Raw genomic sequence first — 22,282 nt, 5'->3', positions numbered from 1 at the left:
CGTGGTCGTGGTCGTGGTCGTGGTCGTGAGGGTGAGGGTGAGGGTGTGGGTGCTGCCGGGCTGTGGGAGCACCCAGGCAGGGGCTGCGGGCGGGACGCACTGCGGGCGGGGAGCGTGCTGCTCCCCGCCCGCAGCAGGTGGTCAGGCTGCGCCGTCTCCCCGCGCCGAGCGTCGCCGCGCGAGCGCGACGGTCCCGGCGGTGAGCAGGACGAGTGCCAGCAGGCTCCACACCAGCACCCCGTCGGTCCCGCTGGCCGCGAGCCCACCAGCCTCTGTCGTGGACGACCCACCGGTGCCAGACGTCGGCGAGCCGGTCCCGTCTGTGCCGCCGGCCCCGCCCCCGGGCTGCCCCGGAGTCGCCGGACCTGTCGGCTGCCCAGGCTGCCCAGGCTCACCGGGCTGACCGGGTTCACCCGGCTCACCAGGCTCGCCAGGCTCTGTCGGCTCCGTGGGTTCAGTAGGCTCCGTCGGCTCACCCGGGACAGCCACGTCGACCGACACGCTGCTCCCGGCGATCTCCGCAGTCCCCGCGAAGGTCGCCGTCACAGTCGTCGTCTCCGCGAGCGCAGCCGGCTCTGCCACCTCTGCCAGCTCTTCTGCCCGAGCAGCTGCCGCCCGAGCAGCAGCCGTCGGCAGCGTGACAGTCGCCGTCCACGCCCCGTCGGTCTCGGTGATGGTCGCGGTCTGCTCCCAGCCCTCGCCCGTGAAGCTCACCTCTCCGCCGACCTCGAAGCCGTCGGCCGCGGTGACGGTCGCCGTGAGCGTCCCGTCCTCGCCCGCCGCGAGGGTCGTCGTCGACGCGGTGACGCTCGGCGCCGTCCCGGTGAGCGAGGCCCACTGGTTCTGCGTCACGGGCACCACGGTCCCGTGGCGCGAGGCCGGCAGGCTGCCGTCGACCCGGGTCCACACGGGGGAGTCGAGGTCGTCGGTCCCGAGCGGGAAGTACCCGCTGCCGCCGTAGTTGTCGAGGTAGAGGTAGTAGTCGAAGGGGCTGGTGTCACCGGGGTTCGCCTTGAACACCGTCGGCCCCTCGACCGCACCGGAGAACCCAGAGGCCCGCGCGATGCACGACGCGACCGAGGTCCAGCCCTCACCCGCCGCCACGCTCGCGGCTGTCGTGACGTCGGTCAGGCTGCTGCTCTTCTCCGCGATGATGTCTGTGCAGCCGGTCTGACCGCCCTCGTCCTTGGTGAAGCGGTAATAGCTCTCACCGTCCTTGATCACCGTCGAGTCGATGCGAGCCGCCCCGGTGTCCTGCCAGATCTTCGGGTCGGAGAAGGTGATGAAGTCCTTGGTCGTGGAGTACATCATCCGGGCGTAGCACCCGGCCCCGCTGTCTGTCGTGATGCAGGTGGTGCGGCTGTCGTCGGTGAACAGGCGCGAGGCCCAGAACACCACGTACTCCCCGCGCTCGTCGTCGTAGTACGCCTCGGGCGCCCACGTCATGCCGGCGGTGTCGGGGGAGACCTTCACGTGCCGCTGCTCCGACCACGTGACGAGGTCGGTCGACTCCCAGATCTCCACGTACTGGCTGCCGTCGGTCTGCGCCCGGTTCCAGTCGCCGTCCCGCCCGATCGAGAGGTCTGTCGCGATGAGGTAGAAGGTGTCGCCCTCGACCGAGCGGATGATGTAGGGGTCACGCAGACCCTTCTCGCCGAAGGTCGAGGTGAGGACGGGCTCCCCGCCGTTGACCTCCTGCCAGGACAGCGCGTCGTTGCCCTGCGAGGCCGCGAGGTAGATGTTCTCCCCGGCGACGGTGTTCGCCGTGAAGTACGCGAAGGCGTAGGCCTCGTCGTCGACCGCGCGGGGCAGCGGGGCGACGGTCACGGGTACGTCGACCGTGACCTCGGTGGTCCCGGACGTCACCGTCGCGGTGAGCGTCGCCGACGCCGCGGCGTGCCCGTAGGCGGGCCGGACGGGGTCTGCGTAGGTGGTGCCCTCGCTCGTCACGAGGTCGAGGGCATCGCCCGACGCGGCCCAGGTGACCGTCGACCCGTGCAGCGGCCCGCTGCCCGGCAGCGTGACGACGGTCCGCAGCGCGTCAGCGCCGTGGACCGCGAGGGCCGCCGCGTCGGCCGCGGCCTTGTCGTCCTCCGACAGCTCGGCGAGGACCGTCACGGTCAGCTCGTGCGTGAACACCTGACCGCCACGCGTCAGCTCAGCTCTCAGCAGCACCTGCGCGTCCGCCTCACCCGGGGCGGGACGGTGCACAGTGCCGTCGGGGGCGACCACGTCCGGTGCGCTCGACGTCCACGTCACCAGCGGGGCGCCCGGCAGGACCACGTCAGCCGTCACGGCGTCGGCGTCGCCCACGTCGATCGCGCCGACCAGCTGGTCCCAGGCGTGCTGCGCGCCGACCCGGGCGAGGGCCGAGGCCTCGGAGTCGCTCACAGCGGTCCTGTACACCTTGAGGTCCCTGTACTCGGAGGGCACGTTGTAGAACGCCGTCGCGTCACGGTTGAGCCGCAGCACGGTCCCACCCAGCTGCTGCGCCGTCGTGGTCACCCCGGTGGCCCGGCCAGCCAGGGCACCGTTCTCGTAGAGGGACACCGTGTCGCTGCCCGCGTCCAGCACGACGACGACGTTGACCCACGTGCCGCGAACCTGCGCGTGGTCGCTCTCGGCGACAGCCACCTGGACCCCGTCGACAGTCACCACGACGGCGCTCGAGCCAGGCGTGTAGAACGGCCTGTACGAGATGTTCGTGCGGGTGGGCGACGACCCGTAGGTGAGCAGCGTGCTGCTCGACGCCCCTGTCGCGCTCGCGGACACCCGCACGTCGAAGGACATCGCGAGGGACTCCCCGTCGAGGGTGAAGCCCGAGAAGGCGTTGTTGGCGACGTACCCGCCGGCCGTGGCCATGTCGAGGTGCGTCGGGGTCCACGTGACTCCTGTGGCCCCGCCGATGCTCACGGCCCGGGTGGTCGAGGTGTCCTGGAAGGCGCTCGTGAGCGGGAAGTGCGCGACGAGCGCGGAGGCCGGGGGCAGCGGCGTCTCGCCCTGCCCGAGGGCCGGGACCGTCACGGTGATGTCCCGCGTGACCACGGCGCCGCGCACGGTGACTGTCGCCGTGAGCACCGCCGAGGCGTCGGCCGAGCCTTCGGCGGGCCGCGTCACCGCGCCGCCGGCTGTGACCACCGAGGTGTCGCTCGTGGTCCAGGTGGCGCTCTGCGGGAGGACGAGGTCGGACGTGACAGCGGCGGTGTCGCCGAGGTCGATCGCCGCGGCGACGGCCTCTGCGGTGGACTGGGCGTCCTCGTCGGCGACGGCGCGCACCTCGGCGGCGTCGAGCGCGGCCGAGTACACGCGCAGCTCGGCGACCTCCCCGGCGAAGCTGTTGTCGCTGCCGTAGGCGGACCCGCCGAGCCGGTTCGTGGTGTGCGCGGCCAGGTCGGACGGGTCGAGGGTCACGCCGGTGTTCTGGGCGACCTGGGTCCCGTCGACGTAGAGGGTCATGGTCGACGTGCCGTCGCCGTCGTCGGCGAGCGTGGTCGTGACGTTCTGCCACACGCCGGCGGTGAGGTTGCGCCCGGTCCATGCCGCGTTCTGCTCGCCCGACCAGTTCGACGGGGTGATCGTGGAGCGCAGCGTCCCGTTGGTCGAGGTGAACCACGACCCGGTGTCCGAGGTGCCGCCGAGGTTCCACAGGAAGGACGGTCGGCTCAGGGCCGACGCGTCAGGCTTGACCTCGACGCTGACGCTCGCCTCGGTGGCCCCGGTGAGCAGACCGTCGGGCAGGCGCACGTAGGCCGCGTTGTTCGGCCCACCTGGCAGGTCGACGGCTGCGCCGGTCCAGGTGGCGGCGCCGACGACCACGCCGTCGCGACCGTTCCCGGAGGAGTCCGCGGCCACGGTGCCGGAGGTCTCGGTGAGCCCGTAGTGCAGGAGGAGGTCGTCGGGGGCGACAGCCGTGGCTGCGGGCAGGGCACCGGGCAGCGCCGCGAGCGGGACCGCGGCGGACGCTCTGTCAGGAACTGCGGCGCCAGCGGCACCGGCTCCCACCAGGGACGTGGAGAGCAGGGCGAGCGCGGCCAGCGCGCCGCCCAGGGGTCGGGGAATCATCGTCGATCACCGTTTCGTCAGGGATGGTCCCCGGCCCCAGGGCGCGCACGACCTGGGACCGGGGGGCGCGGGCCCGTGCCACGGTGCACGGGCCCGACGAGGGGACAGGTACTGCTTCTCGTGATGGTGCGGGACTGCGGTGGTGCAGGACTGCTGTGGAGCGGAGCTGCTGTGGTGCGGGGATGGCAGCGGAGCGGCAGGGCTGTCGTGCTGGTCGTGCTGGTGGGGCAGTCGAGCGGGCAGGGCGGTCGGAGAGCGGTCGGAGGGGGTGGCGCTGACGGGCTCGGGACGTCGTCGTCCCGGTCAGGTCCGTCTGCGGGCGTGCGTCACCGCGCGCTGCAGGATCACGAAGGCGAGCAGCACGACGCCGGTGATGATGGTCGTCGCCTCTGCGGGGATGCTGCCGTCGCGGGTGATGAGCACGTTCATCAGGCCGAGCACCAGCGCACCGACCACGGACCCGAGCACGTACCCGGCGCCGCCGGTGAGCAGCGTCCCGCCGATCACCGTCGCGGCGATCGCGTCGAGCTCCCAGCCTGTCCCGGTGATGTTCTGCGCGATGCCGAGCTTGGAGGTGTAGACGACGGCGGCGAGCCCGGCGCAGGTGCCGCTCACCACGTAGATCCACACCTTGGTGCGGGCCACCGGGAGCCCCATGAGCGTCGCGGACTGCTCAGAGCCGCCGATCGCGTACACGGTCCGGCCGAAGCGGGTCCTGTGCAGCAGCACGAAGCCAGCGCCGGCGACCAGCAGAGCGATGACCACGTTGGGGGTGACGACGAGGTCGTTGAGCTTGGGCCCGTCGATGAGCTTGATCTCGTCGGAGAGCGTCCGGAAGCCGGAGTCGTCGGCCAGGCGCTCGGGCGCCGTGCTGAGGATCGACGCGAGACCGCGGGCCAAGAACATCATCGCGAGCGTGGCGATGAAGGGCTGCACGTTGAAGTACTGCACGAGCACCCCGGACATCAGCCCGAAGACGGCCCCGATCGCGACCATCGCGACCATCGCCAGGACCGACGGCACACCTGCGTTGACGAGCATCACCCCGGAGACCGAGGCGAAGGCCACGACGGCCCCGACGGACAGGTCGATGCCCCCGGCGAGGATCACGAAGGTGAGCCCGACGGCCAGGATGATGAGGTAGGAGTTCGAGATGAACAGGTTGGACAGCGTGTTGAGCTGGAAGATCTTGCCGTAGGCGAGCTCGCCGTACACGAGCATGATCGCGAGGATCACCACGGCGGCGACCGTGGGCAACGCCGCGAGGTTGAGGCGTGGACGCAGCCGCGGGCTGCGGGTGGGGCGCTCGACGTCGAGGGTGGTGCTCATGCGACGACCTCCTCGAGGGTCTGCGTGGGGTTCTGGGCCGGCGGCGCGGGCGGTCTGGGTCGTCGGTGGGTGAACAGCGCCCGGACCCGCTCGGACTGCAGCAGGCAGATGATGACGATCACCACAGCCTTGAAGGCGGGGGTCGCCGCGGACGGGATCGACAAGAAGGTGATCGTCTTGTCGAGGGTGACGATGAGCAGCGCGCCGATCACCGAGCCGCCGAGGGAGAACTTGCCGCCGGCCAGCGAGGTCCCGCCGATGACGACGGCGAGGATCGCGTCGAGCTCCATGTTCATGCCGGTCTTGGCCACCTCGACGGTCATGACGTTGGCCGTCGTGAACACCCCGGCCATCCCGGCGAGCAGCCCGGAGACCGCGTAGACGGTGAAGAGGATGTTCCGCGGCCGGATCCCCGCCATGCGGGAGGCCTTCGGGTTGATGCCGACAGACTCGATCATCAGACCGAGGGCCGTGCGGCGGACCACGAGGGCGAGCGCCGCGACCACGACCAGCGCGATGAGGAAGGCGACCGGGAAGCCGAGCACGTAGCCGTTGGAGATCCACCGGAAGGGGGCGCTCGTGGCCGTGGTGTTCTGCCCGGCGGTGATGACCTTCGCGATCCCGCGCCCGGCGAGCATCATGATGAGCGTCGTGATGAAGGGCTGCAGGCCCAGGACCGAGACGAAGAACCCGTTGACCATGCCGAGCACGAGGCTCAGCCCGAGGGCCAGACCGAGCGCCGAGAGCACCGAGGTCATCGACCCGGGGTCGGAGACGTTCGCGAGGAACTCCATGGAGACAGCGCCCGCCACGCACATCACGGCGCCGACCGAGAGGTCGATGCCGCCTGTCGCGATGACGAGCGTCATGCCCGTGGCGATCATGAGCACAGGCGCGCTGGCCCGCAGGATGTCGATGAGCGACCCGTAGAGGTTGCCGTCGTTGATGGTGATCTGCACGAAGCTCGGGTCTTTGACGACGTTGACGCCGACGAGCAGGACGAGGGCGACGACGCCCCAGAAGTACTGGCTGCGCAGTGCTGACCTCATGCTGCGTCACCTTCCCTGGCGATGATGCCGACGATGGTGTCGGCGGTGACTGTCGGTCCGTTGACGATCGTCTCGACCTCGCGTCTGTCGCGGAGCACCACGATCGTGTCGCTGAGCCGCACGACCTCGTCGAGCTCGGAGGAGATGAACACGACGCCCATGCCCTCGGCGGCCAGGGCGACCACGGCTTCCTGGATCTCGGCCTTGGCGCCGACGTCGATGCCGCGGGTGGGTTCGTCGAGGATCAGCAGCCTGGGTGCTGTGGCGAGCCAGCGGGCGAGGAGCACCTTCTGCTGGTTGCCGCCGGACAGGTTCTTGATGGGGCGCTCGGCGTCGGCCGGGCGGATGTTGAGCTCGGCGATGTACCGCGCGCACAGCTCGTCCTGCTCCTTGCGTGGGATCGGTCGCATCCAGCCGCGCTTGGCCTGGACGGCCAGGACGAGGTTCTCGCGGACCGAGAGGTCTGCGACGATCCCCTCGTCGCGGCGGTTCTCGGTCGAGAAGGCGACCCGCTCGGCGATCGCCGCCACCGGAGACCCGAACGACGTCCGCCGCCCGTCGACGCGGATCTCGCCCGTGTCCGGGCGGTCGGCGCCGTAGAGCAGACGTGCGAGCTCGGTGCGCCCGGAGCCGAGCAGGCCGGCGAAGCCGACGACCTCACCGGCGTGCACCTCGACGTCGGAGGGATGGATCGAGCCCTTGCGTCCGATGCCCCGTGCCTCCAGGACGGGGACGGCACCGGGGTCGGTGACCCGCGCCGCCCGCTCGGAGCCGAGCGACGTCAGCGTCGCGACGTCTTTGCCGATCATCGCCGAGACGAGGTCGCCGCGGGACAGGTCCCGGGTGAGGTGCTCGCTCACGAGGCGTCCGTTGCGCAGGACGGTCAGCCTGTCGGTGATCTCGTAGACCTGGTCGAGGAAGTGCGAGACGAAGAGGATCGCGACCCCGGAGTCGCGCAGCCTGCGCATCACCGTGAAGAGGTTCGCGACCTCGTGGGCGTCCAGGCTCGACGTGGGCTCGTCGAGGATGAGCACCTTGCAGTCGACGACCATCGCCCGGGAGATCGCGACGAGCTGCTGGAGGGCGATCGACAGCGACGAGAGCGGTGCGTGGGTGTCGAGGTCGTCGAGGCCGAGACGGGCGAGCGCCGCCCGCGCCTGGGCGTGGGTGCGGCGCCAGCTGACCCCGAGGGGCCCGCGGGCCTCGTGGCCGAGCATGACGTTCTCGCCGATCGACAGGTTGGTGCAGAGGTTGACCTCTTGGTAGACGGTCGCGATGCCGGCGTCCTGCGCGTCGGCCGTGCCGCGCAGGTCGCGCTGCTGGCCGTCGACGACGATCGTGCCGGCGTCGACGGTGTAGACGCCTGTGAGCGCCTTGATGAGTGTCGACTTGCCGGCGCCGTTCTCACCCATGAGGGCGTGGACCTCGCCCGGGTAGAGACGCAGGGCGACGTCGTCGAGGGCCTTGACGCCGGGGAACTCGATGGAGATCCCCGTCATCTCGACCACGGGTGCCGGTGGTTTCATGTCTTCGCCTCGTCGTTCGTGCTCGTCGTTCGTGGCTCGGGTGCGGGTGCGGGTGCAGCGGTGCCGCTGTGCCGCGCTGTGCAGCGGTGCCGCAGTGCAGCTGTGCAGCAGTGCCGCACCGGCACCACGACCCGAGGGCCTGGTGCCGGTGCGGCGTGCCTGCGGTCAGTACGCGCGGGTCGGGAGCGCCTCTTCGGCGGCCTCGGGGGAGTCGAAGGTCACCGAGTCGATGACGTACTCGGACTCGACAGACTCACCGGCGAGCAGCGAGTTGACGACCTCGACGGCCGTCTCGCCGAAGAGCGGGTTGTACTCGGCGACGAAGCTCAGCTGACCGTCGACGAGACCCTGGAGCGCGGCCTTGGTGCCGTCGATCGTGATGATCTTGACGTCTTCGCCCGGGGTGAGCCCGGCGGCCTCGACGGCCTGCGCGGCCCCCAGGCCCATCTCGTCGTTCTGCGCGAAGACGAGCTGTACGTCGTTGTTGTGGGACTTGAGCATGGTCTCGAAGACGCTCTTGGCCTGGTCGGTCGACCAGTTCGCGTCCTGGCTCTCGAGCTTGGTGAAGCCCGTGGCGTCGGCCATCGTGTCGTCCCAGCCCTTGTTGCGCTCGTTGACGACCGAGAGACCCGCAGGGCCCTCGAGGACGACGTAGCTGGCGCCCTCGGGGAAGGTCTCCTGGGCCCACTCGGCGGCCGAGACGCTGATCGAGTAGTTGTCCGGGCCGATGTGCGCCGCGTAGAGGTCGGTGTTGTCGGGCTCGATGCCGCGGTCGAGCAGCACCACGGGGATCTCGGCTTCCTGGGCCTTGCCCAGCACGTCCTCCCAGCCTGTCGCTTCGGTCGCGGACAGCAGGATCACGTCGACCTCTTCGTCGATGAACGACGTGAAGGCGGTGATCTGGGAGTTCTGCGACCCGTCGGAGGCCGGGGAGTACTTGAGGTCGAAGCCGTTCTCGGCGCTGAACGCCTCTTTGATGTTGTTCTCGTTCGCCGTGCGCCAGCCGCCCTCGGGGCCGACGGCCACGAAGCCGACGGTGACGACGTCGTCGCCCCCGCCGGACCCTCCTGCGGAGGAGTCGTCGTCGGACCCGCAGGCGGCGAGACCCAGGGTGAGGCCGGAGATGGCGAGGACTGCGAAGCCTGTGCGGAAGCTCTTCATGAGGGTGCGTCTCCTTCGACGGTCCAGACGGCGCGCTGCGGTGCGCGTTCCCGTCCGGGCTCTGCTTGGGGGACCGAGCGTCGGTGCGCGGTCCCGGTGGGGCTGGGTGTGGCTGAGGTGGTGTGAGCGCTCACATCGAACGTCACGCCCGGTCCCGACGGTGATCGGGGAGTGGGGTTGCCGGCCCTGCGATGTCTATTGTTAGCGCTCACGGCGGCGAGGGCAAGACCCTCTGGTCACGTTCGGGTCACGAAATGTGAGCGCTCACAGTTGCGTTCCTCAGAGGGCCCAGGAGGGTCAGGGTCGGGCGTGCCGGGGGCTCGCTGTCGACTGACGGACGACCAGCTCAGGGGTCACGTGGTCGACCGCGGCTGAGCCGTCCGCCTCGATCGCGGCGAGCAGGCGCCGCACGAGCAGCGTGCCGAGCGCCTCGAAGTCCTGACGGACCGTGGTGAGCGGCGGTCTGTAGTGCGCGGCCTCCGGCAGGTCGTCGAAACCCACGACGCTCATGTCGTCAGGGACGCGCAGACCCCTGTCGCCGAGGGCGTGCACGAGGCCCAGGGCCATCGAGTCGTTCGAGGCGAAGACGGCCGTGCACGAGGCGTCGACGTCGAGGTCGAGCCCGTAGGCGTACCCGCTCGCGGGGCTCCAGTCGCCGTGGGCCAGGCCTGTCGCGGGCAGGCCCGCTGCGGTGAGGGCCGACTGCCATCCCCGCACCCGTTCGAGGGAGTCGGGAGACGTCGCCGGGCCGGCCAGGTGGGCGATCGCCGTGTGGCCCAGGGAGATCAGGTGCTCGGTCGCGAGCCTGGCGCCCTCGTGCTGGTCGATCGCGACAGACTCGCCGGCCGCCGAGCGGGTCGCGTCGACGGTCACGACGGGGACGGCCGACTCGATCTCGTAGCTCGCGCCGACCACGGCGCGGTCGGCTGCCACGAGCACGATCCCCTCGACGCTCTGGCGCACGAGGGACTCGATCGCCTGGCGGACCTCGGTCACGTCGGGGGCGAGCATCGAGATGGTCAGCACGGAGTAGCGGGCCCGCCGGGCCGCCTCGTTGACGTGCAGGGCGATCGACGACGGCCCGTAGTCCACGCCTGCGGTGACCACGAGGCCCACGAGCCTGGACCGCTTGGTCACGAGGGCGCGGGCGGCGGGGGAGGGCGCGTAGCGCAGCTGGGTGATGGCCTGCTGGACCCTGTCGCGGGTGGACGCCCGGACGTTCGGCATGTCGTTGAGGACGCGTGAGACCGTCTGGTGCGAGACTCCGGCGAGCCGGGCGACGTCGAAGATCGTGGCCGAGCGCGTGGTCTTGTCCTTCTCGTTCAAGAGGTCCGTTCCGTCCGGCACCGGGTCGCGGTGCCATCGATCGTCGCCGGGCCAGCCGTGGCGTCGCGCGGGCGCGTCCAGCCGGGTCTGGTCATCGAGGAGCCCTGTCGCCGTAGGCGATGAGGGCGAGCACAGAGTCCAGGGTAAGGCCATCGTTCGTGACGTCGGCGACCAGCACGCCGTCGCGCATCACGACGATCCTGTCGCTCATCCGCAGCCCCTCCTCGAGCTCGGCCGAGACGAAGACGACAGACATGCCGTTGTCGGCCAGGTCGGTGACGAGCTTCTGCAGCTCGACCTTCGCGCCGATGTCGATGCCGCGGGTCGGCTCGTCGAGGACGAGCAGGCGGGGCGCTGTCGCGAGCCACCGGGCCAGCAAGACCTTCTGCTGGTTGCCGCCGGACAGCGTGCCGGCCCGGACGCTCGGGTCGGTCGGGCGGATGTCGAGGGACTCGACGTAGCTCGTGACGAGCTCGTCGCGGTGCTCGCGGGACAGCGGTCGGTGCCAGCCGCGCTGCGCCTGGAGGGCCAGCACGATGTTGTCGGCCACGCTGAGGTCGTCGATGATCCCGTCGTGCCGGCGGTCTTCGGAGGAGTAGACCACCGCCGAGCGGATCGCGTCGCGGGGGCTGCGGAACTGGACCGGCACGCCGTAGACGTCGAGGGTCCCGGTGTCGGGGCGGTCGGTCCCCGTGAGCAGCCGCACCATCTCGGTGCGCCCGGAGCCGAGGAGCCCGGCGACACCGATCACCTCGCCCTCGCGCACGTCGAGGTCGAAGGGGGCGACGGCACCCTTGCGCCCGAGCCCGCGGGCTCGGACGAGCGCCGGACCGTCGTCGACGTCGCGCGCCTCGACCTGCGCCGCGACCTGGGCAAGTGCTTTCGCCCCGGTGCCGACCATCTTGTGGACGAGGTCGACCCGGAGGATCTCCTGCGGCAGGTACTCCCCGACGAGGCGGCCGTCGCGCAGCACGGTGAGCCTGTCGGAGATCTCGTAGACCTGCTCCATGAAGTGCGAGACGAAGACCACGGCGATCCCCGCGTCGCGCAGCCGGCGGACCGTCCTGAACAGGGTCGTCACCTCGCCGGGGTCCAGGCTCGACGTCGGCTCGTCGAGCACGACCACGCGAGGCTGGACGGCTGTCGCGCGGGCGATCGCGACGAGCTGCTGGACGGCAAGCGGGAGGTTGCCCAGGCGCGCACGGGTGTCGAGGTCGACCTCGAGGGCGTCGAGGGCCGCACGGGCGCTCGTGTGCATCGCGCGGGTGGACAGCAGGCCGAGCCGGCTGGGCTCCTGGCCGAGCATGATGTTCTCGCCGACCGACAGGTTGGGCAGCAGCTCGAGCTCTTGGTAGACCGTGCGGATGCCGAGGCGGATCGCGTCGGCCGGTCGGGTGATCTCGGCCGGTGCCCCGTCCACGGTCACCGAGCCGGAGTCTGCGGGACGCACCCCCGTGAGCACCTTGAGCAGCGTCGACTTCCCGGCGCCGTTCTCGCCGAGGAGGGAGTGCACCTCGCCGGGGAACAGCCGCAGCGAGACGTTGTCGAGCGCGAGGGTCCCCGGGAACGCCACGGTCACATCGCGCATCTCGACGATCGGTGCGGGTGTCATCTCGGGTCCCTTCTCGCCTCGGGGCGCCGTCGCACCGATCTGCTGTCGGTCCAGGGGGTTGGCCCGGCGTCGTCGCCGCGCGTCCGTCCGTGCGCAGACCTGGAGCGCGGAGGTGCTGGTCATCGTATACGGAGCGGTCCCGAGGTCGACAGCCTGCGGTGCGGTAGGTGGGGTGGCTCTGGTCGGGCGCTCACCAGCCTCTTGTGCGTGACGCACGTCACGCGTAACGTACAACTTTATGGTTGTAGATCAATGGAGTGATGCAGAGGTCGACAGGGTGTTCCAGGCCCTGGCCGACGCCACCCGTCGGGACATCATGACGCGGGTCGTCGAGCACGGGCAGTCGGTGTCGGTGCTCGCACGGGACTACGACATGAGCTTTGCGGCCGTGCAGAAGCACGTCGCCGTGCTCGAGCGCGCGACGCTCGTGACCAAGCAGCGCAACGGACGGGAGCAGATCGTGCACGGGAACCTCGACGCGATCCGCCGGGCAGCACGTCTGCTCGAGGGCTACGAGCAGATCTGGCGCCTGCGCGCCGACAGGATCGACGACCTGCTCGCGGAGTAGGCCGAGCAGCAGCACATCACCACCACCACCACCGCACGACGACCGAGAGAAGGACGCACCATGCCTGTCATCAGCAGCCACAAGGACCCCTCAGCGCTCACCCTCACCATCGTCTCGGAGCACGACGCGGACGTCGCGCGCGTGTGGCAGATCTGGGAGGACCCCCGCCAGCTCGAGCGCTGGTGGGGACCGCCTACCTGGCCCGCGACCTTCGACCAGCACGAGCTCGTGCCGGGCGGGCGGTCGACGTATTACATGACAGGTCCCGAGGGCGAGAAGGCCGGCGGATGGTGGAAGATCCTCTCCGTCGACGCGCCGCGGACCTTCGAGTTCGAAGACGGCTTCGCCGACGACGGCCAGGGCGTGCCGACGACGGACACCACCCGTGCCGTGGTCACCCTCGAGGAGGCAGACGGCGGTGACGGCCGCACCCGCATGACCATCGTGACGACCTTCGCGAGCCTCGAGCACCTCGATGCGCTGATCGCCATGGGCATGGAAGAGGGCATGAGCCTCGCCATGGGCCAGATCGACGGAGTCCTCGCGGACAGCTGACCCCGGTCGACCGTGTGCTGCTGGGCTGTCCGTGGTCTGGAGGCAGATCCCGACCTGAGGTCGCTCAGAGGCCCCGTGACGTCGCACGCACCAGCTCGAGGTCGCACGCGGTACGCCGAGGTCGCACGCGGTGCCCCGAGGTCGCACGCGGTGCCCCGAGGTCGTGCAGACACGCCGAGATCGAAGCCTGTGCTCGTCGGTCCGGCGTGTCTGCACGACCTCGGCCTTCGCGGACGACTTCGCGGTCAGCGGTGCGGCCTCGGCCTACGCTGCGCGACCTCGGTCCTCGCAGGGCGACCTCGGTCCGCGGGGCGGCAGTCGATGAGGGGTGCTCAGCCCCGAGGCGTGACCGTCACGTGGTGCCGACCGATCGGCAGCATGAGGGGCTTGCCCGACGTCGGGTCGACGATGACCTGGTTGTCGAGGCCGAAGACCGTCTTCACGGTGCTCTCGGTGAGCACCTCGGCAGGTGTCCCGGCGGCGTGGACGCGTCCGTCGGCGAGGGCGACGAGGTGGTCGGCGTAGCGCGCGGCGAGGTTGAGGTCGTGCAGGACCATGACGATCGTGGTGCCACGCGCGTGGTTGAGGTCGGTGAGCAGGTCGAGCACCTCGACCTGGTGGCTGACGTCGAGGAAGGTCGTGGGCTCGTCGAGCAGCAGCACGTCGGTCTGCTGGGCGAGGGCCATCGCGATCCACACCCGCTGGCGCTGACCGCCCGAGAGCTCGTCGACGGGCCTGTCGGCCAGACCAGCCGTCTCAGTCGCGTCGAGGGCCTCGGCGACGGCCGCGTCGTCGGCAGCGCTCCAGCGCGAGAGCATGCCCTGGTGCGGGTGCCGCCCGCGCCCGACGAGGTCGGCCACGGTGATGCCCTCGGGGGCGACTGGGGACTGGGGCAGCAGACCGAGGGTGCGGGCCAGCTGCTTGGCCGGGGTCTTGTGCACCTGCTTGCCGTCGAGCAGCACCTGCCCGCCGCGCGGGCTGAGCAGCCTGGACATCGAGCGCAGGAGCGTGGACTTGCCGCAGGCGTTGGCACCGACGATCGCGGTCACCTGCCCCGGTGGCACGAGGAGGTCGAGCCCGTCGATCACCGTGCGGTCGCCGTAGCCGAGGACGAGATCCTCGGCGACGAGGGTGTGGGTGGTGGTCACAGTGAGCTCCCGGCGCGGTTCGTGCGGACGATGAGGTAGACGAGGTACGGCGCACCGAGCACCCCGGTGACGACCCCCACGGGGAACCGCGTGCCGAGGGCGTACTGGCCGACGAGGTCGGCCACGAGCACGAGGAGCGCCCCGACGAGCCCGGCGGGGATCAGCAGCGACCCACCAGGCCCGACGAGCCGCGCGGCGATCGGCCCCGACAGGAACGCGACGAAGGCGATCGGCCCCGCAGCGGCTGTCGCGAAGGCGATGAGGCCCACGGCCGCGACGATCACCACCAGCCGGGTCCTGTCGACGCGGACGCCCAGCGCCGCGGCGGTGTCGTCGCCGAGCTGGGTGACCGAGAGGTTCCGCGACTGGCTCAGCAGCACCGGGGTGAGCACGACGAGGGCGACGAGGACCGGCACGGCCTGCGCCCAGCCGGCACCGTTGAGGCTGCCGGTGAGCCAGCGCTGCGCGGCCTGCAGGTCCCACTCGGCCGCGCGGGAGAGCACGTAGGCTGTCAGGCTGTCGAGCATCGCGGCGACACCGATCCCGATGAGGATCAGCCGGGTCCCGGCGACCCCGCCCTTGTAGGACAAGAGGTAGATGAGGACCGCGACCGCGAGCCCAGCGAGGATCGCGATGATCGACACCGCTCGGGACCCGAGGGAGAGCGTGACGATCGCGAAGGCCGCTGCTGCGCTGGCTCCCGAGCTGATGCCGATGATGTCGGGGCTGGCGAGCGGGTTGCGGAGCATGGTCTGGAAGGTGACGCCACCGAGCCCGAAGCACAGCCCGGCGAGCACGGCCAGGCTCGCCCGGGGCAGCCGCAGACGCCCGACCGTGAAGCTCGCCCCGGCGACGTCGTCGCCGGCGACGACCCGCAGCACGTCGGACACCGGGTAGAAGGTCTTGCCGATCATCAGCGAGGCGAGGTAGACGACCACGACGAGCGCAGCGAGCACCAGCATGACGACGAGGCGCCGCCGTGCACGACGCCTGCGCCCGCGGGCGACAGCCTCGCCGGTGGTCGCGGGAGCCTTCGTGAGGATCGACGGTGGGGTCTCAGGAGACTCAGGAGACTCAGGAGACTCAGGGGTCTCTGCGGTCTCTGCAGACGCGAGGCTTCCCGTGGCGCCGTCGGTCGACCGGGTCGTGCTCACAGTGCGCGCACCTTCTGCCGGCGGACGATGTAGATGAAGAACGGGGCACCGACGAGCGCGGTGACGATCCCGACGTCGACCTCGCTGGGCCGGGTCGCGATGCGACCCAGGACGTCCGCGCCGGTGAGCAGCGCCGCTCCGACGAGGGCCGAGAAGGGCAGCAGCCACCGGTGGTCGACGCCGACCAGCAGGCGGCACGCGTGCGGCACGACGAGGCCGACGAAGCCGATCGGCCCGGTGACGGCTGTCGCGGCTCCGCAGAGCACGACGGCGCTGAGCGCCGCGACGCCGCGGGCGATCGCGACCCGCTCGCCGAGCCCGGCGGCGAGGTCGTCGCCGAGGGCGAGGGAGTTGAGGCTGCGGGCCGAGGCGAGCGCGAGGACGAAGCCCACGACGAGGAAGGGCGCGACCTGGCTGATGCTGTCGTAGGTGCCTCCGCCGACCCCGCCGATCTGCCAGGAGCGCACACCCCCGGCCACGTCGTTGCGACCCAGGACCACGGCGCTGACGAAGGAGGCCAGCGCTGCCGAGGTCGCGGCCCCGGCGAGGGCGAGCTTGAGCGGGGTGGCCCCGCCGCGCCCGAGCGAGCCGACGGTGTAGACGAACACTGCCGTGACGGCGGCTCCGCCGATCGCGAGCCAGACGTAGCTCGACGCGGCCGTGAGCCCGAAATACGCCAGACCCGTGACCACGGCCAGCGACGCGCCCATGTTGATCCCGAGGATCCCGGGGTCGGCGAGGGGGTTGCGGGTGACGCCCTGCATGAGCGCCCCGGAGACGCCGAGGGCAGCGCCGGCGACGACGGCGAGCAGCGTGCGGGGGATGCGCTTGGCGACTGCAGCCCTGTCGAAGCCCTCGGTCGACCCGCCGAGGGCGGCGATCGCGTCAGACCAGCCCACCCCGCGCGAGCCGACCATGACGGAGGCGACCACGAGCAGCAGCAGGACGGCGAGCACGACGAGCAGCCAGAGGGCGCGGACGCGCCTCGGGCGCCGCAGTGCTGCGGCGCCCGAGGCTGTCGGCCCGGCGGGCGTCGACGGCACGGTGGCCGCCGACGCTGCCGGGCTGGGGGGTGCTGGTGTCACTTGGCGTTGTCGGCCGCTGCGGCGAGCAGCTCGAGGTAGTCGTCGAGGATCCAGGAGATCGACAGCGGGGTCGGGTTGGCCGCGGTGCCGAGCGGGCTGGTGCCGGGCAGGTTGACGATCGAGCCGTTGGCCACGGCGGGCACCTGGGACAGGATCGGGTCGGCCTCGAGGGCTGTCACGAGCTCGTCGCCGCCGTAGGTGACGATCACGTCGACGTCGGAGAAGGCGTCGGCCTGCTCGGCGCTCTGCGTGAGCGAGAAGACGTCGGTCGTGGCCGAGGCCGTCGCGATGCTCTCGGGCGTGGTCATCCCCATGTCCTCGAAGAACATGGCGCGGGTGTCGTGCGAGGTGTAGAAGCTGACCTGGCTGAGGTCGGTCGTGTCGACGTGCGTGAGGAACATCGCGGAGGTGCCTTCGAGCTGCGGGTAGGCCGCGACCTTGTCGGCGATCTCGGTCTCGAGGTCGGAGATCAGCTGCTCGCCCTCGTCGGCCATGCCGATGGCCTCGCTGTTGAGGGTGATCATGTCGCGCCACGAGGTGCCCCACGCAGTCTCGGGGTAGGCGACGACGGGGGCGATCTCGGAGAGCGTGTCGTAGTCCTCCTGCGTGAGGCCCGAGTACGCGGCGAGGATCACGTCAGGGTTGGTGTCGGCGACGGCCTCGAAGTCGATGCCGTCGGTCTCGTCGAAGAGTACGGGCGTCTCGGCGCCGAGCTCGTCGAGCTTCTCGTCGACCCAGGGGAGCAGACCGTCGCCGTTGTCGTCGCCGAAGTTCGCGGCGGCCATGCCGACGGGGACGACACCGAGGGCGAGGGGGACCTCGTGGTTGGCCCAGTTGACCGTCGCGACGCGCTCCGGCTTGGTCTCGATCGTCGTGGTGCCCAGAGCGTGCTCGATCGTGATCGGCTCGAAGCCGGAGGCGCTCGTCGACTCGGCAGCGGGGGAGTCGGAGGAGCAGGCCGCGAGGCCGACGGTGAGCAGCGCGGCGGTCGAGAGCGCGATCAGGCGGGGAGAGCGGGACATGGTGGCCTTCCGGTGGCTGTGCAGCACCCGGCGGTGAGCCGCAGGTGCGTGCAGTCAGGAGCAGACAGGTGCTGGTCGACCAGGACCTGCCACCGCGGTCTGCTGTCGACGCTCGGGCCGCCGCGCGGGGCGCGGGCCAGGCTGTCGACGGCGTCCGGGGGGCGGCACCTGGTCGGGTGGAGCAGACCTAGAACCGCGTCGTCGACAGCGGGCTAAGGATTGCCTAACCGAAGATAGTGTCACCTGACCTGGAAGGCAATCGAGCAGTTGAGACGCCCGATTGCTCGATACGGACAGCAGCGGTGACGACTGTGGCGACTGGGGCGCAGCGAAGACGGCGGCGACGATGACTGTGATGGTGGCAGCGGAGACGCCAGCAGAGCGCCTCCTCGTCACAGCGCGCGGAACCGCCCAGGGCTCACACCCGTGACCCTGCGGAACGCTGTCCCGAAGGCGCTCGCCGAGCCGTAGCCGACAGCGCGGGCGACGTCGTCGATCTCCTCGTCCCGCGCGAGCATCGCGATCGCGTGCTGGGCCCGCGCCGTCGCGACCCACTGGGAGAACCCGAGCCCGGTCTCGGTGACGAAGGTCCGTGTCACCGTCCGGCTGCTCACCCCCAGACGTGCGGCCCAGCCCGCCAGGGTCGTCTGGTCGGCGGGGTCGTCGCGCAGCACCTCGACCACGGGTGCGAGCAGCGGCGAGGTGGGGACCTGGAGGAGCAGCTGGGCCTGTGCCGGGGCGAGGACGTCGAGGACCATCGCCTCGGTCGTCGCCCGCGAGGCGTCGGAGAGGCCTTCCTCGCTCAGCCTGTCGAGCAGCAGGCTGAGCAGCACCGTCAGGTCGACGGCGACGGGCTCGGCCGAGATCGAGGGCACGGCGTGCGAGCTGAACTGCGCGGCCCGCTGCCAGGTGCCGGCCGGTGTCCACCCCGTGTGCCGGACGCCGGCTGGGACCCACAGCCCGACGCTGGGTGTGACGGTCCACGTCCGTGTGCCGACCGTCGCGGTCGAGGCCCCTCGCTCGTTCCACAGCAGCTCGTGGGTGGGGTGGGAGTGCTCGTCCCACCACGTGTCGCGGGTGATCACCTCCGCGGCGCCCTGGATGACGTACGGCACCTCGACGGACCCGGCGTCGTAGAGCGGCAGCTGCCGGCTCTCGCTCGCCCGGGCCCTGGCGTGGTGGCGCGGCCCGACCGTGCGGGGGCGGTGGTCCTGCGTCGTCATGGCCCACAGAGTACGTGGACACCAGGACGTGCCCGGGCTCGCAGTCCTCTGCCACGATTTCGCAGCGTCGCAGCGTCGCAGCGTCCTGCCACGACTGCACAGTGCCGCGCCCCGCTGCCACGACCGCACAGCATCGCGGCCCGCCGTCTGCGACGACGGCAGACCGCCCGCATCGTCGCCCCCGCTACTCGTCCCGCGAGGACAGCACGCAGAACTCGTTGCCGTCAGGGTCGGCGAGCACCTCCCACGTGACCTCGGGTCCTTGCCCGACGTCGACCCGGGTCGCCCCGATCGACAGCAGCCGGGCGATCTCGGCGTCGCGGTCGTCGCTCGTGTGCGGTGCGAGGTCGAGGTGCAGCCGGTTCTTGCCGGACTTCGGGTGCTCGACCGGGACGAAGACGAGCCCGGGCGGCACCTGCTCGAAGGGCAGCCGGCCACCGAGCTCCTCGGCCCACGGCGGCACGAGCGAGACCTCGTCGTCCGACTCGTACGTCACGGTCCAGCCCAGTGCCTCTGCCCACCAGGCGGCCAGCGCCCGGTGGTCGTGCGACTCGACCACGGTCGAGTACCAGCGCAGTGCCATGTCAGATCCCCTCGTCGACGGATGTCAGCCTCGGACCACCGTGGCACGAGCCTGTGACAGCTGCCACCAGAAGCTGTGACCGTCAGGGGGCCTCAACCCTCAGGTCGCTCGACCACCACGTGCCCGCGCGCGTGCGCGACGGCAGCGTCGAGATCTGTGTGCAGGTGGTCCGGGTGGCGGGAGGCTGTGACGTCGAGCCTCTCGAGCAGCGCAGCGTGCTCAGCACGGACTCCCTTGACGATCACCGTGGTCCCGTCGCGCTCGATCGTCTCGACGAGCCCTGCGAGAGCCCGCGCCCCTGTCGCGTCGAGCAGCCGCAGGTGCGACAGGCGCAGCACGACGACGTCGACCTGGCCGAGCTGCGTGATCTCGTCGACGAGGCGGTCCGACGCCCCGAAGAAGAGCGCGCCGTCCACGCGGACGAGGGCGATGCGCTCGTCCCCGGGCTGTGCCGGTCCGGGGAGGACATCGCGGGTGACCGCCGCCGTCCTGCTGAGGTTGCGCAGGGCGAAGAAGGCGGCCGCGGCGAGGCCGACCAGGACGGCGACCACGAGGTCGACGGCGACCGTGACCACCGCCGTGACGACGAAGACCGCGGCGTCGGCGCGGGTCGAGGTGAGCACGGCCCGCACGACCGTCGGGCTGACCATCCGGGCAGCCGTGGCCAGCAGGACCCCGGCGAGCGCGGCGAGCGGGATGTGGCTGACCACCTGGGCGGCGAGGTACACGATCGCGAGCAGCGCGAGAGCGTGGACCACGGCTGCGGCACGGGTGCGCGCGCCGGCGCGGACGTTGACGGCGGTCCGCGCGATGGCCCCGGTCGCGGGCATCCCCCCGAACAGGCCCGAGGCGACCGACGCGAGCCCCTGACCGACGAGCTCGCGGTCGGCGTCGACCCGCGGCCCGCCGGACATCGTGGTGGCGACCCGGGCCGAGAGCAGTGACTCGATCGCCGCGAGCGCGGCGACGGCCAGCGCGGGTCCGAGGAGCGCGACGGCGCCGGAGAGTTCGGGGAGCGTCGGGGCGGGCAGCGAGGACGGGATCGCGCCGATGGTCTGGACGTCGGCTCCCGTCCAGGTGCACAGAGCCGTCGCCGCGGCGATGGCCACGAAGGACGCGGGTGCCCGGGGCGCGAGCCTGTGCAGAACGAGCATGAGGGTGATCACGCCGAGCGCCACCCCGACCGGGAGCAGGGCCGCGGGCCAGACGGCACCGGTCACGGCGTCCGCGGCTGCGACCGCGGCGTTCGTGCTGCGGGAGCCCCCGTGCGACCCGACAGCTGCCGGGACCTGCTGGAGCGCGATGATCACACCGATCCCGACGGTGAAGCCTTCGATCACCGGCCACGGGATGAACCCGACGGTGCGGCCCAGCTGGAAGACCCCGGCGAGGACGACGAGCACCCCCGCGACGACGCTCACCGCGGCGACTGCCCCGACCCCGTGGGTGGCCACGATCGGCGCGAGGACGACGACCATCGCCCCGGTCGGCCCCGACACCTGCACGGGCGAACCGCCGAAGACCGCAGCGACCAGGCCGGCCACGATGGCCGTGACGAGCCCCGCCTGCGCGCCGACGCCCGAGCTCGCCCCGAAGGCGAGGGCGAGCGGGAGGGCGACCACGCCGACCGTGATGCCGGCGAGCAGGTCCGCCCTCCAGGAGGTCCGCAGGTCGCGGTAGTCGTCCAGGCTCGGCAGCAGGCGCCGGAACGAGCCCCTCACGGTCGCACGTCGGGTGCAGGTGCTGCTGCCGCTGCGGCGATCTCGTCGGCGAGGGGGATGTTCGACGTCGACGTGTCCAGCACCTTGCGCAGCAGGACCCGGGCGACGGCGAGCAGCTCGGCGACCTCGCCGAACTCGAGCCTGTAGTAGACGATGCTCGCGCGACGCTCCGAGGTGACCAGGTGGTAGCGGCGCAGGACTGAGAGGTGCTGCGAGAGGTGCGAGGCCTGCAGCCCGGTCTGCTCGAGCATCTGCGCGACCGAGACCTCGTCGGCCGACGCCAAGATCTCCAGGACCCGGATGCGCAACGGGTGGGCCAGGCCCTTGAAGAGGTTCGCCTTGATCTCGTAGACCGGCCGGTGCGCGTCCCCGATTCCTGAATTCATGGATCCATCATATCGACGGGGCCTGGAGGTCTGTAGGACCCTCGGTCCGAGCGCACCGTCGCCGGAGAAGGTCGGGCGCTCAGACCACCGGGAGCCACCACCGGTCGACCGCCACGGCTCCGACCACGAGGACATGGACGACGACGGTTCCCCAGAACGCCGCCTGGAAGCTCCGTTTGACGGTCTTGTGGCGCAGCGTCTCCTGGGCGACGACAGCTCCCGGCCAGCCGCCGACGAGCCCGAGGAGCAGGAGCGTCGACTCTGGCGTGCGCCACCGGCGGGCCACCGCCGCCCGCTTGTCCCGCCAGTACGCGACGAAGGTCACGAGGCTCGCAGCACCGTAGGCCCCGAGGACCCAGACAGGCAGGTCTCCTGCGGTGCTGGCCAGCGCGAGCCCAGCGCACCACAGGGCGACGAGCCCCCACGGCCACCCTCGCCGCCGGGGTCCACGGCGTCCGCGAGGTGGCGGACCGTCGAGCCGCACGGTTGTCGCCTGCTCCCGGCCGTCACGGCCGGGGCCGGTCTCGAAGGTGACCCGAGACCCGACCTGCGGCCGTCCGGACCTGCGGTCGTACTCCGAGATGTGCAGGAAGAACCTGTGCCCGCCCGGGTCAGACTCGACGAAGCCGAAGCCGCGCTCGTCGTCCCAGGTGGTCAGGCGTCCTGACCTGCGCTGATGTGAGGACATCGGACGATGGTAGCGACGCGCGGCTCCACCCCGGCGGCCCGGCGACCAGGTTCACCTGGAGCTTCACCCGGTCGCTCTGCCTCG

General features: G+C 71.3%; 18 protein-coding genes. 2 read left to right on the top strand and 16 right to left on the bottom strand.

Annotated elements, in window-relative coordinates:
- Nucleotides 1-141 precede the first annotated feature (141 nt).
- From ASG53_RS11595 to ASG53_RS11565, 7 genes are all read right to left on the bottom strand, one after another.
- Nucleotides 142-4,062 carry an immunoglobulin-like domain-containing protein gene (locus tag ASG53_RS11595; RefSeq protein WP_056132980.1) on the bottom strand — a complete coding sequence of 1,307 codons (3,921 nt, stop codon included), beginning with the start codon at nt 4,060-4,062 and terminating at the stop codon, nt 142-144.
- Between the two features lie 303 nt (nt 4,063-4,365).
- On the bottom strand, nt 4,366-5,391 hold the full coding sequence (locus ASG53_RS11590) for an ABC transporter permease (protein ID WP_056132976.1): 1,026 nt from the start codon (nt 5,389-5,391) through the stop codon (nt 4,366-4,368).
- Nucleotides 5,388-6,440, bottom strand: a complete 1,053-nt coding sequence (locus ASG53_RS11585) for an ABC transporter permease (RefSeq protein ID WP_056132973.1) — start codon at nt 6,438-6,440, stop codon at nt 5,388-5,390. The genes ASG53_RS11590 and ASG53_RS11585 overlap by 4 nt, the downstream gene beginning before the upstream one ends.
- A complete protein-coding gene (locus tag ASG53_RS11580; RefSeq protein WP_056132971.1) occupies nt 6,437-7,966 on the bottom strand; it encodes a sugar ABC transporter ATP-binding protein in 1,530 nt (509 codons plus the stop codon). Before ASG53_RS11580 ends, ASG53_RS11585 begins: the two co-directional genes overlap by 4 nt.
- 165 nt (nt 7,967-8,131) lie before the next feature.
- On the bottom strand, nt 8,132-9,127 hold the full coding sequence (locus tag ASG53_RS11575) for an ABC transporter substrate-binding protein (protein WP_056132968.1): 996 nt from the start codon (nt 9,125-9,127) through the stop codon (nt 8,132-8,134).
- A 297-nt stretch (nt 9,128-9,424) separates the two neighbouring features.
- Nucleotides 9,425-10,453, bottom strand: coding sequence for a LacI family DNA-binding transcriptional regulator (locus tag ASG53_RS11570; RefSeq protein WP_056134211.1), 1,029 nt, complete (start codon nt 10,451-10,453; stop codon nt 9,425-9,427).
- A 91-nt stretch (nt 10,454-10,544) separates the two neighbouring features.
- The gene (locus ASG53_RS11565) at nt 10,545-12,065 is read right to left on the bottom strand and encodes a sugar ABC transporter ATP-binding protein (RefSeq protein WP_056134208.1); all 1,521 of its coding nucleotides are present in this window, start codon (nt 12,063-12,065) and stop codon (nt 10,545-10,547) included.
- Between the two features lie 238 nt (nt 12,066-12,303).
- On the opposite strand from ASG53_RS11565, the gene ASG53_RS11560 reads away from it, so the two are divergent.
- Together ASG53_RS11560 and ASG53_RS11555 are read left to right on the top strand one after the other, a co-directional pair.
- Nucleotides 12,304-12,633: an ArsR/SmtB family transcription factor gene (locus ASG53_RS11560; RefSeq protein WP_056132965.1), complete on the top strand. Its 330-nt coding sequence runs from the start codon at nt 12,304-12,306 to the stop codon at nt 12,631-12,633.
- A gap of 60 nt (nt 12,634-12,693) precedes the next feature.
- The gene (locus tag ASG53_RS11555; protein ID WP_056132961.1) at nt 12,694-13,188 is read left to right on the top strand and encodes an SRPBCC family protein; all 495 of its coding nucleotides are present in this window, start codon (nt 12,694-12,696) and stop codon (nt 13,186-13,188) included.
- A 332-nt stretch (nt 13,189-13,520) separates the two neighbouring features.
- Here ASG53_RS11555 and ASG53_RS11550 read toward each other — a convergent pair whose 3' ends face one another.
- The 9 genes from ASG53_RS11550 to ASG53_RS11510 all read right to left on the bottom strand — a co-directional run bounded on the left by ASG53_RS11550 (nt 13,521) and on the right by ASG53_RS11510 (nt 22,198).
- Nucleotides 13,521-14,336, bottom strand: coding sequence for an ABC transporter ATP-binding protein (locus ASG53_RS11550; protein ID WP_056132958.1), 816 nt, complete (start codon nt 14,334-14,336; stop codon nt 13,521-13,523).
- Nucleotides 14,333-15,379 (bottom strand): FecCD family ABC transporter permease, encoded by a 1,047-nt coding sequence (locus tag ASG53_RS11545; RefSeq protein WP_056134205.1) that lies wholly within the window; start codon nt 15,377-15,379, stop codon nt 14,333-14,335. The genes ASG53_RS11550 and ASG53_RS11545 overlap by 4 nt, the downstream gene beginning before the upstream one ends.
- A 107-nt stretch (nt 15,380-15,486) precedes the next feature.
- Nucleotides 15,487-16,575, bottom strand: a complete 1,089-nt coding sequence (locus ASG53_RS11540; RefSeq protein WP_235533909.1) for a FecCD family ABC transporter permease — start codon at nt 16,573-16,575, stop codon at nt 15,487-15,489.
- The gene (locus ASG53_RS11535; protein ID WP_056134196.1) at nt 16,572-17,597 is read right to left on the bottom strand and encodes an iron-siderophore ABC transporter substrate-binding protein; all 1,026 of its coding nucleotides are present in this window, start codon (nt 17,595-17,597) and stop codon (nt 16,572-16,574) included. The genes ASG53_RS11540 and ASG53_RS11535 overlap by 4 nt, the downstream gene beginning before the upstream one ends.
- 392 nt (nt 17,598-17,989) lie before the next feature.
- Nucleotides 17,990-18,820 (bottom strand): AraC family transcriptional regulator, encoded by an 831-nt coding sequence (locus tag ASG53_RS11530; RefSeq protein WP_056132956.1) that lies wholly within the window; start codon nt 18,818-18,820, stop codon nt 17,990-17,992.
- Nucleotides 18,821-19,004: 184 nt separating this feature from the next.
- Nucleotides 19,005-19,403, bottom strand: a complete 399-nt coding sequence (locus ASG53_RS11525; protein ID WP_056132954.1) for a VOC family protein — start codon at nt 19,401-19,403, stop codon at nt 19,005-19,007.
- Between the two features lie 92 nt (nt 19,404-19,495).
- Nucleotides 19,496-21,124, bottom strand: coding sequence for a SulP family inorganic anion transporter (locus ASG53_RS11520; RefSeq protein ID WP_056132951.1), 1,629 nt, complete (start codon nt 21,122-21,124; stop codon nt 19,496-19,498).
- Entirely contained in the window at nt 21,121-21,510 is a 390-nt protein-coding gene (locus ASG53_RS11515) for an ArsR/SmtB family transcription factor (RefSeq protein WP_056132948.1), read from the bottom strand. The genes ASG53_RS11520 and ASG53_RS11515 overlap by 4 nt, the downstream gene beginning before the upstream one ends.
- A 79-nt stretch (nt 21,511-21,589) precedes the next feature.
- Nucleotides 21,590-22,198: a DUF1294 domain-containing protein gene (locus ASG53_RS11510; protein WP_056132945.1), complete on the bottom strand. Its 609-nt coding sequence runs from the start codon at nt 22,196-22,198 to the stop codon at nt 21,590-21,592.
- Nucleotides 22,199-22,282: the final 84 nt, after the last annotated feature.

The sequence above is a fragment of the Sanguibacter sp. Leaf3 genome (assembly GCF_001425965.1).
GTDB classification, from domain to species: domain Bacteria; phylum Actinomycetota; class Actinomycetes; order Actinomycetales; family Cellulomonadaceae; genus Sanguibacter; species Sanguibacter inulinus.
The sequence above is the reverse complement of the archived record's forward strand: the minus strand, read 5'-3'. Positions and strand labels throughout refer to the sequence as shown.